The sequence below is a fragment of the Thermodesulfobacteriota bacterium genome, from assembly GCA_035559815.1.
Classification (GTDB): domain Bacteria; phylum Desulfobacterota_D; class UBA1144; order Nemesobacterales; family CSP1-2; genus DATMAT01.
Map to the genome: position 1 here is coordinate 34,957 of DATMAT010000003.1, position 14,848 is coordinate 49,804.

Sequence of the window (14,848 nt, forward strand, 5' to 3'; positions counted from 1 at the left end):
GAATCAAAAATATTGATTGTGAGACCTCAAACGGCTAGAATATGACTCAATCAGTATGAATAATATAAGCTTCCTTGTGGTGATCAGTCTTTTGTTCTGTTATACCGGAATCCTTTCCAGCGCTCATCATTCCGCAGTTTTACCAGATAAAGGAGATAAGGTATTAACCCACCAGCATGGCCCTAAACACATAGATCATCATGACCCTACCAAGCCGATTTCTCCTAAAAACACGACTTCGGAAATGCACGAAAGCATAAAGTGCTGTGATTATGCGTTGCCCAACGCTCCGCCCGTCTTTGGCTCCGACACGGTGCTTCTTTTGTTGACGGTTAGTAATTCAGTTAGTGGCATCGATAACTCTCGAAAGTTTATCTTGAATCCAAGAATATTCGGAAAACACGACCGGCCGGAGTTATTCATAACCAACTCTTCGTTATTAATCTAAAAAGGATTCATCACCTTAATTTTGTCAGTGGTGCTAATGGTAAAGGTACCACTGTCCCCGGAGTATCTATCCTTTCTAAAACTTAAGTAATAAAGGAGTGAGCTCAAATGAAGTATTTACGAATAACATTAATTATTTTTGCAAGTATCCTCCTATTCTCTACCTGGAGCGTCTTTTCAGCCAAAGGACAATGGGTAAAAAGAGACCACCGATGGCAACTGCGTGGCCCCTGGAACTGGTCTCTAAGCCGTGAGTTGCCCCAGCTATTTCGGGAATTCAACGGAATTGACTTTGGCCACGCTCGTGCGGCCCTAGCCTTACTCAAAACGCAAGATCCACACCAGATCGAGAAAGCACGCCTGGAAGTGCTTAACTTTATATTCAGTTCGCCTAGCGTTGCCCCAGACGAAGTGCAAATAGCACCTACTTTCGCCGAGATGGCATGGGAGGTTCAGCGCACATTTAATTGGGCGCACACCTTCCACCGCAGTCTTTATGATCTCCTTTCGAGCGACAAGGTAAAGGACAAAGATAGCGCTTACCAAAAAATTCTTGCTGATTACCTAAAGATGCCGGAAGCAATCACCACTCACCCGCTTGACCACCACGGAAGACTATGGAGCTTCCCCGAATCCAAGTCTTTTCGCGACAAGTTCCCTAAATTTAATTCTCAGATCTGGGCTTATCACTGGCTCCAAGCTGCCGTATATGATGTTCAGCTTATGGGTGACGTAAAGAAACAAAAAGAGCTAATGCCGAAGATCATTGAGCACTACCATGGCTATCTCAAAAACCCGCCACTCGAATGGCAGTACATGCCCATGATGTATGAAGTAGCACCCGATTTCTCCAGCAAGTATCCGGAGGCGGCGGCAATCTTCGATAACCTGCACATGCTCCACGACAATGTAGATGACATACTGAGCCGCCCCGATCTTTACCCGACTTTGGAGGCAAAGCGGGAAGCAATCTTGAAAAGACTGGATATTTACCTTCATCGTAACCACGAGACTAGGGAACGCTATGGTGAATACCATGCAACCACATCGAACGGCGAACACGCCGGACATGAAATGAGTGGACACGACATGGAAATGGACATGGGTCCTCGTCCGCCATCGGCTGAGGAGGTACTTTTCGGAAAGGCATCAGGGGACCATAGCCATCAACCCGAAGAGATATCCGCTCCTCATCGCCACAAGCACTACACCGGAGGTGATAAATGAACCGCTTGTTCATCATATATCTGCTATCCGTCTTAGCTCTTGGATTAAATGGTTCCCTCGTACAAGCAATAGACCACAGCAACTTGGACGAAGGACGGCCGTTACGCGTGGAAGACCCTTACCCTATTGCATACCGAGAATTAGCGCTCGAAGCCGGAGTGGGATTTAGTATAAACCGCCGTAGCGACGACAGCTTTCTTTCCTCCGTTGAACTTCTTTACGGCGCTTACCCCAACCTTCAGGTAGGTATTGGTACAAGTCTTTCTACCGAACCTGACAACGAGCAAGCCAAATTCGGCGATATCGAACTGGAGGCCCTCTACAACTTCAATCAGGAGACTCTCCGAATTCCGGCCCTGGGTGTAAAGCTAGAGTTCACTATCCCCTCCGGAGTTGATTCGCCCGGAACCGCGGCAAAAATCAAGGGACTTATGACAAAATCTTACGGCCGCCTTAGCACCCACATCAATGCCGGTTATCAGTATCTTAACGGGGATAGAGATGGAAAGAGAGACAACCGTCTCGAATTCATACTAGGAGCCAGTTATCCGGTAGGTGCACCCCAGTATACACGGCTGACCATCATAGGAGATGTCTTTACCGACCTATCCGTCCAGCGTGATGACTCGAGTATTGTTGGCACAGAATTCGGTTTCCGTTATCAATTGACCCAAAGAACCGTATGGGATGCCGGAGCGGGAACGGAGTTCGCCGGTGAATCCGAGCGTTCGTTATTTTACTTCACAACCGGTATATCTGTTGGGTTCTAGCTTACTTAAGGAGACTGAAAATTATTTCGGCAACCAGTTTATGGAGATATAGAGGCTTAAGTGTTTAAATATAATTAGAATCATGGCAAAGTGAATTCGATATAATTTTTAAGGTCATAATATTAAGAGTAGCTCACCAGCTCCCTAGATATAATCAAGGCAGGTTTTGCTGGTGACTCGATGGCTGCAGGGAACGTATATATGAGTTCTTTACAATTGCCTTTTATATGCGCTTTATCTCTAAATTTGTGTATCAAGTTAATAACGTCAATGAATAACGAATATCATTTTATCACCCAATGGCTTGTCGTGAAAATAGACTAAGGATAATTTAGATGAACCACACTGCAAGCCGCAGGGTATCCGAAAATTTCCCCTCCCTTGACGGGAGGGTATTCAGCCTGACCTTCCCCCGTGAAAGGGGGAAGGGACAACTCTTGTGGTAAACCACAGAGAATTTTAAAGTTAAAGACACCAAACCAAGGAATAAGGAGGATAAGACATGAGAATCTTAGGCATACTCATAGCGATAGTCATTTTATTAATAGCCGCATCCCTGGTTTTTATATACTCCGGTGTTTACAACGTCGCTGCCACGGAACCTCATATCAAACCCGTCGAGTGGGTGCTTAATATGACATTGGCAAAATCGGTCAGCCGTCACGCAAAAGGAATCGTGGCACCTCCACTTACGGATGATTCGATTGTGCAGACAGGCTTTGTCCATTACAAAGAAATGTGCGTTACCTGCCACGGCGCACCTGGTGTTTCCCCTTCCGAGCTAGCTAAGGGACTCAACCCGGAACCGCCTGAACTGGTAGAAGAACTGGAGGAGGGCGAATGGTGGAGCACCGAGCAGTTGTTCTGGATTACAAAATACGGAATCAAGATGACCGGCATGCCCGCCTTTGGTCCTACACACAGCGATGAGGAAATATGGGCAATCGTGGCATTCCTGAAGCGCTTGCCTGATTTGTCTCCGGAAGAGTATCGAGCTATGGAGGAAGCAACCAAGGATAAACAACATGAGCACGGCCACAGTCATGAACATGGACAAATGCATGAACAAAAAGACAATGAGAAAAAAAGGGAAACTCACATTCACGAGGACGGCAGCAAACATAGCCATTAATCTAAATAGGACAGCCCTGCGTATCCGTTTAAACTTGACAAGCATACAACTGAAAAATATTCTTTTATTTACTAACGTATTTTTTCCACTCATGGCCAATTCACTAATTATTACACCAGGGTTTTCCAATAAGAAGGACAGTAAATGAAGATATTGAGCACTATAACCAAATTAGCCATCTTCGCCGGGATAGTAATGCTTCTGGGCCTTTTTGGCTATGCCCTTTTTGGAAACAGAGAGTTTCTGAAACCCTCGCCGCTGGTAGGTTCAGAGGCGCCTGAGTTTACCCTCGATCTCTTTGACGGTGGCCAACTAAAGCTCTCCGACCTGAGAGGAAAGGCCGTACTCTTGAATTTCTGGGCTTCCTGGTGTGCTCCCTGCCGGGATGAAGCACCGGCGCTGGAGGCATCCTGGATAAAACATAAAGATAAGAATGTCGTCTTTATAGGGGTGAACGTATGGGACGACAAAGACATGGCACTTCAGTATATCCAAAAATTTGGTGGGGGGTATGTGAATGGGGTCGACCCAAAGGGTGAAATAGCCGTGGAATACGGAATAGCCGGAGTTCCAGAAACCTACTTTATAGACCCGTCGGGTAAAATAGTAGATAAGTACACCGGGATCCTCACAGAGCAAAGCATTGATTATTTTCTGGAAAGGGCGCTTTCATCCCCGCGGGCCGACCGCACAATCAGCGATGATATACCGGTTGAAATAAAATGACTAAAAGAAAAAAACTATTCATGAGGGTCATCGCCATAACTTTTTTAATAGCAGTCATATTGCCGACGGCCAACTCCGCAGGAGACAATATCGACGACCAGGTGAGGGAGATTTCATATCTTCTGATGTGTCCGGTCTGTCAGGGACAGACGGTTGAGGAATCCAACTCTCAACTGGCCAAAGACATGAGGACCATTATCAGAAAAAAATTAGAAGAGGGACAATCAAAAGAAGAGATAATCGCCTATTTTGTGGATAAATACGGTGAGACCATCCTCGGCGCTCCCCCGGCAAAGGGTAGCAATTGGATATTATGGCTCTTTCCAGCTTTTGCCCTGGTAATAGGGGCATTTGGCCTGGGGATATTCTTATATAGGTCGAAAGGTAAAGAATCGGGGAACGTCCGAGAGAACTCAAAGAAGGCATTAATGAACGTCGAGAATAAATATCTAGAGAAGATAGACCAGGAACTGACCAAGCTCGAACCTTGACCACCGGCTTATATTCTCAATCCTGCTCCCTTAACTGCCCTCCTCTCTTCTCCCCAATTATGGCCGCTTAATACCTGTCCCTCGGGAATTTGCTCTTAAGGAGCATTTTCTTCAAAGAGGGTTTTCTCATCAACGTCTCGTGTGCCGAAGCGACCTTGAACACCCGTATTAGATGTTCCGGATATATTTAGTGATTGGGTTGAAAAAGTATATGAACGTAATCCCGGTTAACCCCTATTGCCTCGATGCTTATTTTACAAAACTCTTGCACCTTTATTCCGGCTACATTAATTACCTCGACTACATTTTTTCCTATGACAGATTTTATTTTGTCCTTGGAGAAAAATATCCTGACCACATACCTGGCTTCCATTGTTTCCTCCTTCGATTCTTATTAATACATGCAGCAGTACTAGTGCACCGGACAACCTACGACAACAAATGTGCCAGTATTATTTTGTTCTAACTTGTTCGAACTACTGGTGTTTTCAATTTTTGTGATATGATACGGCAAAGAACCGGGCAGAGCTTGTCACCGGTTAACATTTTTCGTCCGTTTGAACTATCTATGGGGTAACTATGCAAACTGGGGGAAATATTACGGAAACGAAGGATGGGTAGTAACTAAATACAATCATGACTTGAGCTGTGACTTCAGAAAGTCTTTCAATCTTTTCCTCACATCGGCACTGACAAAGGTTCTTTCCTTTAGCTTTCCGGTAAGCTCCAGCATCCTTTTATATGTCCTGACGAAGGCCTGACACTCCGGACACTCATGGAGATGCTTCTCCAGCTCCTCGAGCGTCTTATCATCCAGTTCCGCGTCTACATACTCCATTATGTTCTCGACCACATCTTTACATAACGCCATCACTTTCCTCCACTCCATTCGTAAAAATAGTCTGAAAGCTTATCCCTCAAAAAGAGTCTTCCCCGGTGAAGTCTGGACTTTATTGCCGGAATGGAAAGCCCCAGTATCTCCGCCACCTCCTCATTAGACAACCCTTCCACATCCCTCAGGTGAAAGACTACCCTGTAGGATTCAGGGAGCTGGTTGACCGCCTTATCTATCATATCTATTGCTTCTTTACTAAAAAGCACTTTGTCCGGCCGGTCAGTCCAATCCTTTGATGCAATTCTACCCATGAGGGTTCCTTTCTCGTCATAAGGCGCGTAACCTTCAAGACTGACATCAGCTTCGTGCTTCTTCTCAGCCCTAAGGTGCATATAGCTAGCGTTAACCGCAATCCGGTAGAGCCAGCTCGAGAATTTAGACTCTCCCCTGAACGTATCAATTTTTTTTGTAAGTGTCAGAAATACCTCTTGTAGGATGTCTTCTGCATCGGTTGGGTTGCGGGTAATCCTGAGGGCCAATCCGTAAATTTTGTCCTGGTATCGTTTTAAGATTTCTTCATAAGCACCTATATCCCGTTGGCCAACGAAGAGACCTATCAATTCTTCGTCGGACTTATACCCCTTCTCTCCCCGCAGCGAGCTTATAATCCTGTGCAGGAAGCTAGCATCTGCCACTGGCTATTCTCCAGAAATGTAACTCTCTAAGTATCGGCTGTTCCATTGCCTACCTAGGTGCTTCCTTATAGTCTACACAGCCTGGTGCCAAATCGCCATACAAATTAAAGCCAATTAAAAATAGGCTTTTAATATTCACAATTACTAGTATAATAAGGAGAAATCCTCAGGGACGCGGAAGTGTATCTAGTCTCTAATATTGTATCTGGCTTATTTGCTTCAAATACAAATTAATCCGAGAGGGATCAAGCTTTGTTCATCGACCGAGTTACTTGAGCCAAAGAAACCTTTTAAGGAGGGATAACCGTAGATGTTCCAAAAACCGAGGACGATCGGAGAATTAAAGGCAAGCGAGTACAAGGTGCTATCGGTAAAAGAGGAAATGAGAAAGAACCTCATCGACAAGCTTCGACGAGGCGAGCCAAGGTTCCCGGGCATAATAGGCTACGAAGAAACGGTGATCCCGCAAATTGAAACCGCTATCCTTGCCGGACACGATATGATCCTCATCGGAGAAAGAGGACAAGCCAAGACCAGGTTAATCCGGCTGCTAGCCAGCTTGCTCGACGAAGAGATTCCGGTTATCAAGGGCAGTGAGATAAACGATAACCCCTATGCCCCGGTATCCAAAAAATGCCGTGAACTGGTCAAGGAATTCGGCGACGATACCGAAATCACCTGGATAAGAAGGGATGAAAGGTACGGGGAAAAACTAGCCACCCCAGATGTCTCTATCGCCGACCTGATAGGCGAGGTTGACCCGATAAAGGTGGCCGAGGGTAGATACCTTTCTGACGAGCTTACCATACACTTCGGACTCATTCCCAGGAGCAATAGAGGCATATTTGCCATAAACGAACTGCCCGACCTGGTAGAGAAGGTCCAGGTGGGGCTTTTCAACATAATGGAGGAAAAGGACATTCAAATCAAAGGATATAAAATAAGGCTCCCGCTGGATATGTGCATAGTGGCCACCGCAAACCCGGAAGACTATACGAACAGGGGAAGAATAATAACGCCCCTCAAAGACCGGTTCCAGTCTCAGATTAAAACTCACTACCCCCCGACCCAGAGCGATGAGATACGCATAATGGAACAAGAGGCTCGCACTTTGAGAAGAGAGGGATACACAATAAAGGTGCCTAACTTCATCAAACAAATAATTGCCGAAATAACCTTCCAGGCCAGAGGGTCGAATGAAATAAATCAACGCTCCGGGGTAAGCGTTAGGACAACCATCGCTAATTATGAGAGTATAATCGCCGCAGCCGAAAAAAGGGGTATTCAGATGGGGGAACGTGAAGTTGCTCCCCGGATTACCGATTTTAATGCTCTCCTGCCCTCTACCATTGGCAAGATAGAGCTGGAGTATCTGGGCGAAGATACATCCGAGGTAACGGTAGTGGAAAAACTGATCAAAAGATCGGTCAAGATAGTAATGGACTCCTATTTCCCATCCTTGAACGTATTCTCGGAACTTCTGGAGAGCTTTGAACATGGTTATGTCGAGGTATCGGATACGATGTCATCCGAGGAGTATCTGGTAGGAGTGAAAGAAATCAAGGGGCTAAAAAAATGCATAGATACTCTTCAGGTCGAGCAAACTCCGGCCCAAATAGCCTCGGCCATTGAATTCATCCTAGAGGGTCTTCACCTTAGCAACAAACTAAACAAGGAAAAGGTACAGGGGAAAATCATATACAAATGACCACTACATATAGATACCTAAAATGGAATGGGGCACAGAACGAGTTCAAACTGGATATCGAGGACTTCTTCAAGGAATTTTCCAACTTCCTCATGGAGGGATGGACCCCTGATGAAGCGTTTGAATGGATCATGAAGCAGGGGATCCGCGGAGCAAAAATAAAGGTTATGGGAATCGATGCCCTTCGCTCCGAGCTGGCAAAATATAAGGAAAAAAAGTTTCAGTCCCATAACCTTAAGGAATCCCTATCCGGTATAAGAAAAGAGCTAACCGAGATTGTAGAAAAAGAGATAGACACCTTGAAAAACACCCTCTCGGTGATATCTTCCGATTATCAAAAGCGAAAAAACTTTCTTAAAAACCTTCCCGATAAGTTGAGCTCGGCCATTGAAGCCCTCTCTAGTTACGATTTCGTAGATTCCGAGGCCAAAAATAGATTGGAGAAGCTCAAAAAACAATTGGAGAATATCAAGAAGATTGAAAACTTCATAAACCGTTTCGGGGAGAGGTTTAAAGGGAAAAATCCTCTTAACTTCGACGAAACACTGGACCTCATCCACGAGTTTGAGGAGATAGAGACATTGGAGCATGGCCTCATGTCCGGCACTTTTGAAGAGTTGAGCCTCGACGATTTTCAAGAGATTTTGAGCGAAGAGGGATACAAATCAATCCTGGTTCTCCGGAACATCAAGTCATCGCTCGAGCAAACGGGTCTGGTTAAGATACGTGGACACTATACCGAACTCACGCCAAAAGGAATAAGGAAGGTTGGTGAGATCGCTTTGAGGGATATCTTCTCTTCCTTGAAGAAACATCAGTTTGGCGGGCACGAGACCAGGCAGCGGGGATTCGGGGCGATAAAGCCCGAAAACGTCAAGGAGTACGAATTCGGGGACCCGTTCAACTTAAACGTGGTCGGTACCCTTAAAAACTCGCTGGTCCGTCAAACCCGCGGAAGCCCGATAAAGGTCCATCCAGAGGATTTCGAAGTTTTTGACATGGAATACCACACCCAGTCCACCTCCGCATTACTGCTTGACCTAAGCTGGTCCATGAGTTTTCAGGGAAGATTTCCCGCGGCCAAGCGCGTTGCTCTGGCCCTCGACCACCTGATCAGGACGCAGTTCCCCAGGGATAATCTTTATATAGTCGGATTCTCTACCAGAGCTAGAACCCTTACCACCGAGCAGTTGACTACCATCACCTGGGATTCAAACGACCCGTTCACCAACATACAGGAGGCGTTGATACTGGCATCGAGGATGCTTTCACGACACAAGACCCCAAACAAACAGGTAATACTGATTACCGACGGCCAGCCCACAGCCTATTTTTTGGACGGATATCTTCAGGTAGAGCTCCCCATGTTTTTTGGAGGTCTAAGCCCCAGGGCAACCTTCGAGACCCTTAAGGAAGTGAAGCGACTAACCAGGAAGCAGATTACTATTAACACCTTCATGCTCGATGACAGCTCGTCTTTAAGAAGGTTTGTGGACGAGATGACCCGTATCAATAGAGGGCGCGCCTTTTTTACCACCCCAAGCCAATTGGGGAAGTATCTCTTAGTCGACTATTTGAAGAGAAAAAAGAAGATGCTGTAAATAGTAAATAGTTGAGAGTTAAGTGTGATAACCTAGACTTAATATTACATAAATCGTAGCAAGAACTTCTGACCTGGGCCACCGGTCATTCCCTCATGTTACACGATTAATACCTTTGGGTACAAGCTTAAGCCGAGGTCTTCTGATTTGTCATTCCCACGAAGCTTGTCCTCGCGGAAGCGGGGAGTGGGAATCCAGTTTTTGATTATGGATACCTGATTAATGATTTCGGGTATGACAAAGAGGCAGGAATCTGATGAGATCTATCTATTCAAGAATCGACACTATCTGAAATTTCAAATCTTGACTCTTGCAAAAAAATAATAAAAATGTCTTTCAACTCTTAACTCCCAACTTTCAGCTTCTCACTATTTTCACACTGATATTTCTTAGAAAGCTCAAATACCATTCCCAGTTCTCGGTCAAATTTCCTTCTGCTATGGTTTCTGGATTCTATATACACCTTATCCGAGCCGCAGACGAAGGTTACAATCCGCGATTCCGATTTCTTGAGACCGAGAAGCTCGGAGCGAATTGAAGAGACATTAACAAATATGGTACCGTTATACTTATCCTTCCTCTCTATATTGCCGGCCAAAGAATGTGGGATGTGCAGATGCCCCGAGAACCACATATCCACCTTGTACTTCTTTAATACGTCCCCAAAACGACGAGAGTCTTTGATCTGCCTGTCTGGATGAATAGAAAATGGGATACCACTTCCCTCCAGCGGAGCATGGGTAACGACGACGATTATCTTATCCTGGTTGTTTATCACCAGATTTTTCCACCACTCAAAAGTCTCGTCTGAAATCTCGGTAGGCTTGCCTCGTACCTCGTCGGACATCAGGACGAAAAGGATGTTGCCCTTGGTGAAAGAATAGTAAAAATCCTCCCTGATCTTTTCCTTATAGCCCTTCCCATCATTCAGTTTCAAATCGTGGTTTCCGGCGATCTCATACCACTCCCGGACATGGGAAGACGGCTTTGTGGCCAGGTACCAGTCAAAATCCTCTTCGCTGGCGTCTTCTTCGATATCTCCAGCAACGATAACCAAGTCCACATCCGGGATGTTAAGGTTAACGTCCTCAATCGCTTCTTCAAATTCCTTTTTTTCTTTCCGGTTCCTGGGTTGGATATCGGAAAGAACCCAGACCCTCAGTGTCTCCTCGGGGGTATTGAGAATTTTCTCTATCGTCTCTGATTTAACCGCATTGCCGATGTAACATGCGGTAAAAACAAGCAGAACGGATGAGACGAATGTTAGTAGTTTAGCAGGCATTATTAAACCGATGCGATATGTACCGGCGCCCCTAGAGCATCCTCCCCTTTTACGTCTCTAATCTCTACCTCAATCTCGTCGCCTATAGAGAAACAACTACTCAAGATTCTCACGCTCATGTAGTTGGGAGTGGTACCCCTATCTCCCTTTTCAACAAGTAGAGGAAACCTCCTTCCGATAAGGCTTCTATAGAATTCGGTTTTTTTCTTGAATCCCAGGTCCCTCAGTATCTTGCTTCTCTCCTTCATGAGCCGTGGATGTACCTGATTTGACATCGAGGCCGCTGGGGTATTTTTTCTCCTCGAGTATGAAAAGACGTGGAAATAGGTAAGGGCGGAATCTTTCAACAAGCTAAAGGTGTTCTCAAATTCCTCGTCCGTCTCTCCAGGGAAGCCAACCATGACGTCCGTGCCGATTGCCGCATCCGGCATCCTTTTCCGGATAAGGTCGGTGCAGTGGAGGAACTGTCCCGGGTTATATCTTCTCTTCATCCTTTTGAGTACGTTTGCATCTCCGCTCTGAAGGGCAACGTGAAACTGGGGACATATCGTTTCTGAATCGGCGACGAAATCAACTAGCTCGTCGCCAGTGTCGGCAGGGTCGAGTGAGGTCAGCCTTACCCTCTTCACTACCTTTCTTTGGTCGATTTCCCGTAGGAGCTCCAGAAGGTTTGTCCCGATGTCCCTCCCATAACTGGCTATATGAACCCCGGTCAAGACCACTTCCTTATAACCGGATTGAGATAGGACCTCCATCCGCCTCAAAACTTCATCCACGGAAAGGCTCCTCGACCTTCCCCGGGCATAGGGAATTATGCAAAAGGTGCATCTATAATTGCATCCGTCCTGAATCTTGAGAAAAGCCCTTGTTCTCTCTGGAAAGGTGCTAATCTCCGGTGTCTCAAATTTCCTTTTCTTCTCCTTGAATATATCAGACACCAGAACCTGTGGCTCGGCCTGAATCTCCCCTTCCCGTATGACCTTGACCAGAGAAGAAAATTTATCCGAGTTTCCGATAACATAATCAACGCCACTCACTTCCATAAGCTCGCCAGAAGAGACCTGAGCGTAGCAGCCGGTGACAATTACTACCCCGTTCGGGTTGATCCTTTTAGCCCGGCTTATATAATGTCTTGCCTCCGCATCAGCCTTGTGAGTAACGGTGCAGGTATCGATTACATAAACGTCCGCCTCTCCCGGGAATGGAACCTTTTTGTACCTACTATCGGGCAGCATGTTAAGTATGGCCGCGGTGTCGTACTGATTGACCTTGCATCCCAACGTTACGACGGATATTCTCTTCATTTCTACATTACCTCGTTTATCCAGCCCCCGCCGAGTACTCTATCCTCCTGATAGAAAACTATGGCTTGTCCGGGTGTCATTGCCCGCTGGGGTGCCTTAAACTCGACCAAAGCCTCGCTATCCGACTGCACGCTGACCCTTGCTTCACTCTCAGCATGGCGGTATCGAATCTTAGCCTTGACCTCGATTTCGCCGGAGGAAATCCCATCAACCCAGCTTACGTTATTTGCTAAAAGCCTGGTCTTGAAGATGTCCTTCTCCTCTCCCACTACAACTCTATTTCTTTCCGGATCTACCTTAACCACGTAAAGAGGTTTCCCCTTCGCAATCCCCAACCCCCTTCTCTGTCCCACCGTGAAGGAATAAACACCGTCATGATGACCAAGCACGTTCCCATCAACATCTACAATCTCTCCCCTTTCTTTTTTATAATCTTTCAGGAAATCTCTGTAATCGCCAGCGGTGATAAAGCATACCTCCTGGCTATCGGGCTTGTTTGCCACCCGGAGGTTCATATCCTTTGCAATAGTTCTAACCTCATCTTTGGTCATGGAACCCAGGGGAAACATTATGCGGCTAAGTTCATTCTGGGTTAATGTAAAAAGAAAGTAGGACTGATCCTTAGACTTATCCACAGCCTTACCTAAATAAAACTTTCCGGATTCCTCTTCGGTTTCAACCCGGGCATAGTGGCCGGTTGCCAGATAATCGGCGCCAAGCTCAAGTGCCCTTCTCAGGAGAAAATTAAACTTCATGAATTGATTGCATAGCACGCAGGGGCTGGGTGTCTTGCCGGACAAGTATTTACCGACGAAGTCTTCCACAATGTACTTCTTGAAAACGTCCATATAGTTGACGACGTAGTGAGGAATACCAATCTGTTCTGCAACCCTTCTGGCGTCTCTTACATCATCGGCTGAACAGCAGCCGCCGTCTGCATCCCCATAGTCCCAGAGCTGCATGGTCACACCGATGACATCGTGCCCTTCTTTCTTAAGAAGAGCAGCAGCCGTCCCGCTATCTACCCCACCGCTCATTGCCACCAATATTCTCTTTTTCATAGTGAATTTAAAAGGTTACCTGAGATTGACGGGCAGGCAAAATAAAGATTTTATATTACGCCTTATACATAATCTGTCCCAAGTAAGAGATAGATTGGCAGAGTTCACCCGAGAGCAATCAAAGGGATCCAATGACGGACGAAGAGAAAGCAACCCCCTCTTTAATAGAAACAAAGTCACTTAACCAAGAGCCGTGAAAGATAAAATTGTCCGCCAAACGGAGTGTAAGCAACAACCCAAACATTACCATTATTTACTTCCAGCATGGTAATATTGGAAGAAGGAATCTCGACGACCCGGCCAGTTCGAGGGTCGATTTTGTATACCACATCCTTTACAAAAGCCGAGTCATAATCTGAATGGTTAAGCCATACGGCCCCATCGCCGACTGTTGCCTGCCATGCCGCTCCTCCCAGCCTGGTCGGCTCGCCTAGAACTTTATTGGATGAAGGGTCTATTTTCAACAACTCGCTTCTCCATCCGTTAACACCGGCATACCTGACTACCCATACAAGCCCCTCACCCACGGCCACTCCCGCTGCATCTTTACCCACCGTGATAGTGGCCGTAACTCGGTTTGTACCGGGGTCAATCTTGGAAACAGTGCCATCCAGTTTATTGGTTACCCAAATACTTCCCTCACCTACCGCTATCGCCGTCGGAACTTTTCCCACCGGAATTGTAGCCGCTATCTTATTGCTTGTTGGTTCTATACGAGTAATAGTGCCTTTATAAGGGTTAGCAACCCACACCGCACTTTCGCCGACGGCTATAGCTCCACATTTCCGGCCAACGGAAATTATGGCTGCAATCTGATTTGTCTTTGGGTCAATCCTGAGAACCTGGTTCTTGTTGCTACCGGAAACCCATACCGCGCCCTCTCCTACCGATATCTTTGCTAGGGGCGAATCAGTCATTATGCTTGCGATAACCTCTCCCGTTTGTAAATTTACCCTTTGCACGCTGTTCTCGTAACTAAAAGGAATGAATCTATGCTTAGGGACACTCTCGGTGAACCAAACATCCCCATCACTAAACGCAACTCCGCCAACATCTCCCTTAAACCTGATGGAAGGCTCGGCTTTAGGCGCCCACTCAACAACATTCACCGGAACGGTGGTGCAACCGGGGACGGTAAGGATATTCAGGAGAATAAAGATTATCGAGATTTGGTTTAATTTCATACAAGCGAAATTTAAATTAATCTGAAGAAAAATACAACTCTTGTTCTTACACTCTTATTAAAAGAACTAGACGCAAGCGACCAGTCTGTCATTCCCGCAAAAGCGGGAATCCATTTCTTTTTTCTTGTTTTGTATGCTTTTGTTAATCATGCAAATATTTGTCTTAAATTCAGCAGTTTTGTAGAATGATTTGCCCTCTAACTCGTGCAAGGAATCAGTACCTAAACAAACTGACTCCCATGTCATTGCGAGGAGCAAACCGACGAAGCAATCTAAAACTAGAGATTGCTTCGCTTCGTTCGCAATGACATAATACAAGAGTCATTACCGCAAGAGATATGATGAATAAAGACAAGAAATTCTATCTAAGGAGTGTGAGGTAAGA

At 46.0% G+C, this 14,848-nt stretch carries 15 protein-coding genes; 8 read left to right on the forward strand and 7 right to left on the reverse strand.

What is annotated here, in order from left to right; all coding sequences use genetic code 11:
* The first annotated feature begins 55 nt into the window (after positions 1-55).
* From VNN20_00475 to VNN20_00500, 6 genes are all read left to right on the forward strand, one after another.
* Entirely contained in the window at positions 56-448 is a 393-nt protein-coding gene (locus tag VNN20_00475) for a hypothetical protein (GenBank protein ID HWP90661.1), read from the forward strand.
* A 107-nt stretch (positions 449-555) separates the two neighbouring features.
* Positions 556-1,674 carry a hypothetical protein gene (locus VNN20_00480; protein ID HWP90662.1) on the forward strand — a complete coding sequence of 373 codons (1,119 nt, stop codon included), beginning with the start codon at positions 556-558 and terminating at the stop codon, positions 1,672-1,674.
* Positions 1,671-2,444: a transporter gene (locus VNN20_00485; GenBank protein ID HWP90663.1), complete on the forward strand. Its 774-nt coding sequence runs from the start codon at positions 1,671-1,673 to the stop codon at positions 2,442-2,444. Before VNN20_00480 ends, VNN20_00485 begins: the two co-directional genes overlap by 4 nt.
* 502 nt (positions 2,445-2,946) lie before the next feature.
* Positions 2,947-3,576, forward strand: coding sequence for a cytochrome c (locus VNN20_00490; GenBank protein HWP90664.1), 630 nt, complete (start codon positions 2,947-2,949; stop codon positions 3,574-3,576).
* Positions 3,577-3,720: 144 nt separating this feature from the next.
* Positions 3,721-4,302, forward strand: a complete 582-nt coding sequence (locus VNN20_00495; GenBank protein ID HWP90665.1) for a TlpA disulfide reductase family protein — start codon at positions 3,721-3,723, stop codon at positions 4,300-4,302.
* The gene (locus tag VNN20_00500) at positions 4,299-4,793 is read left to right on the forward strand and encodes a cytochrome c-type biogenesis protein (protein ID HWP90666.1); all 495 of its coding nucleotides are present in this window, start codon (positions 4,299-4,301) and stop codon (positions 4,791-4,793) included. Before VNN20_00495 ends, VNN20_00500 begins: the two co-directional genes overlap by 4 nt.
* Positions 4,794-4,980: 187 nt before the next feature.
* Here VNN20_00500 and VNN20_00505 read toward each other — a convergent pair whose 3' ends face one another.
* From VNN20_00505 to VNN20_00515, 3 genes are all read right to left on the reverse strand, one after another.
* Complete coding sequence (locus VNN20_00505; GenBank protein HWP90667.1) at positions 4,981-5,166, reverse strand: hypothetical protein; 186 nt, start codon at positions 5,164-5,166, stop codon at positions 4,981-4,983.
* Positions 5,167-5,427: 261 nt separating this feature from the next.
* The gene (locus tag VNN20_00510; GenBank protein HWP90668.1) at positions 5,428-5,664 is read right to left on the reverse strand and encodes a zf-HC2 domain-containing protein; all 237 of its coding nucleotides are present in this window, start codon (positions 5,662-5,664) and stop codon (positions 5,428-5,430) included.
* Positions 5,664-6,323, reverse strand: coding sequence for a sigma-70 family RNA polymerase sigma factor (locus VNN20_00515; protein ID HWP90669.1), 660 nt, complete (start codon positions 6,321-6,323; stop codon positions 5,664-5,666). The genes VNN20_00510 and VNN20_00515 overlap by 1 nt, the downstream gene beginning before the upstream one ends.
* 310 nt (positions 6,324-6,633) lie before the next feature.
* Between VNN20_00515 and VNN20_00520 the strand changes: the two genes are divergently transcribed.
* Together VNN20_00520 and VNN20_00525 are read left to right on the forward strand one after the other, a co-directional pair.
* Positions 6,634-8,031, forward strand: coding sequence for a magnesium chelatase (locus VNN20_00520; GenBank protein ID HWP90670.1), 1,398 nt, complete (start codon positions 6,634-6,636; stop codon positions 8,029-8,031).
* Positions 8,028-9,632: a VWA domain-containing protein gene (locus tag VNN20_00525; GenBank protein HWP90671.1), complete on the forward strand. Its 1,605-nt coding sequence runs from the start codon at positions 8,028-8,030 to the stop codon at positions 9,630-9,632. The genes VNN20_00520 and VNN20_00525 overlap by 4 nt, the downstream gene beginning before the upstream one ends.
* A 343-nt stretch (positions 9,633-9,975) precedes the next feature.
* On the opposite strand, the gene VNN20_00530 is transcribed toward VNN20_00525, so the two are convergent.
* The 4 genes from VNN20_00530 to VNN20_00545 form a co-directional block, all read right to left on the reverse strand.
* Positions 9,976-10,914 (reverse strand): metallophosphoesterase, encoded by a 939-nt coding sequence (locus VNN20_00530; GenBank protein ID HWP90672.1) that lies wholly within the window; start codon positions 10,912-10,914, stop codon positions 9,976-9,978.
* A gap of 2 nt (positions 10,915-10,916) precedes the next feature.
* A complete protein-coding gene (gene mtaB / locus VNN20_00535; protein HWP90673.1) occupies positions 10,917-12,218 on the reverse strand; it encodes a tRNA (N(6)-L-threonylcarbamoyladenosine(37)-C(2))-methylthiotransferase MtaB in 1,302 nt (433 codons plus the stop codon).
* 2 nt (positions 12,219-12,220) lie between these two features.
* Complete coding sequence (gene mnmA / locus VNN20_00540; GenBank protein HWP90674.1) at positions 12,221-13,279, reverse strand: tRNA 2-thiouridine(34) synthase MnmA; 1,059 nt, start codon at positions 13,277-13,279, stop codon at positions 12,221-12,223.
* A 176-nt stretch (positions 13,280-13,455) separates the two neighbouring features.
* Positions 13,456-14,463, reverse strand: coding sequence for a YncE family protein (locus tag VNN20_00545; protein ID HWP90675.1), 1,008 nt, complete (start codon positions 14,461-14,463; stop codon positions 13,456-13,458).
* Positions 14,464-14,848 lie beyond the last annotated feature (385 nt).

What these genes read in the sequence shown, in the direction of transcription:
- VNN20_00510 (HWP90668.1), bottom strand. Translation starts at nt 5,664, where the DNA reads ATGGCGTTATGTAAAGATGTGGTCGAGAACATAATGGAGTATGTAGAC.
- mtaB (HWP90673.1), bottom strand. Translation starts at nt 12,218, where the DNA reads ATGAAGAGAATATCCGTCGTAACGTTGGGATGCAAGGTCAATCAGTAC.
- VNN20_00490 (HWP90664.1), top strand. Translation starts at nt 2,947, where the DNA reads ATGAGAATCTTAGGCATACTCATAGCGATAGTCATTTTATTAATAGCC.
- VNN20_00480 (HWP90662.1), top strand. Translation starts at nt 556, where the DNA reads ATGAAGTATTTACGAATAACATTAATTATTTTTGCAAGTATCCTCCTA.
- VNN20_00520 (HWP90670.1), top strand. Translation starts at nt 6,634, where the DNA reads ATGTTCCAAAAACCGAGGACGATCGGAGAATTAAAGGCAAGCGAGTAC.
- VNN20_00505 (HWP90667.1), bottom strand. Translation starts at nt 5,166, where the DNA reads ATGGAAGCCAGGTATGTGGTCAGGATATTTTTCTCCAAGGACAAAATA.
- mnmA (HWP90674.1), bottom strand. Translation starts at nt 13,279, where the DNA reads ATGAAAAAGAGAATATTGGTGGCAATGAGCGGTGGGGTAGATAGCGGG.
- VNN20_00475 (HWP90661.1), top strand. Translation starts at nt 56, where the DNA reads ATGAATAATATAAGCTTCCTTGTGGTGATCAGTCTTTTGTTCTGTTAT.
- VNN20_00525 (HWP90671.1), top strand. Translation starts at nt 8,028, where the DNA reads ATGACCACTACATATAGATACCTAAAATGGAATGGGGCACAGAACGAG.
- VNN20_00545 (HWP90675.1), bottom strand. Translation starts at nt 14,463, where the DNA reads ATGAAATTAAACCAAATCTCGATAATCTTTATTCTCCTGAATATCCTT.
- VNN20_00530 (HWP90672.1), bottom strand. Translation starts at nt 10,914, where the DNA reads ATGCCTGCTAAACTACTAACATTCGTCTCATCCGTTCTGCTTGTTTTT.
- VNN20_00500 (HWP90666.1), top strand. Translation starts at nt 4,299, where the DNA reads ATGACTAAAAGAAAAAAACTATTCATGAGGGTCATCGCCATAACTTTT.
- VNN20_00485 (HWP90663.1), top strand. Translation starts at nt 1,671, where the DNA reads ATGAACCGCTTGTTCATCATATATCTGCTATCCGTCTTAGCTCTTGGA.
- VNN20_00495 (HWP90665.1), top strand. Translation starts at nt 3,721, where the DNA reads ATGAAGATATTGAGCACTATAACCAAATTAGCCATCTTCGCCGGGATA.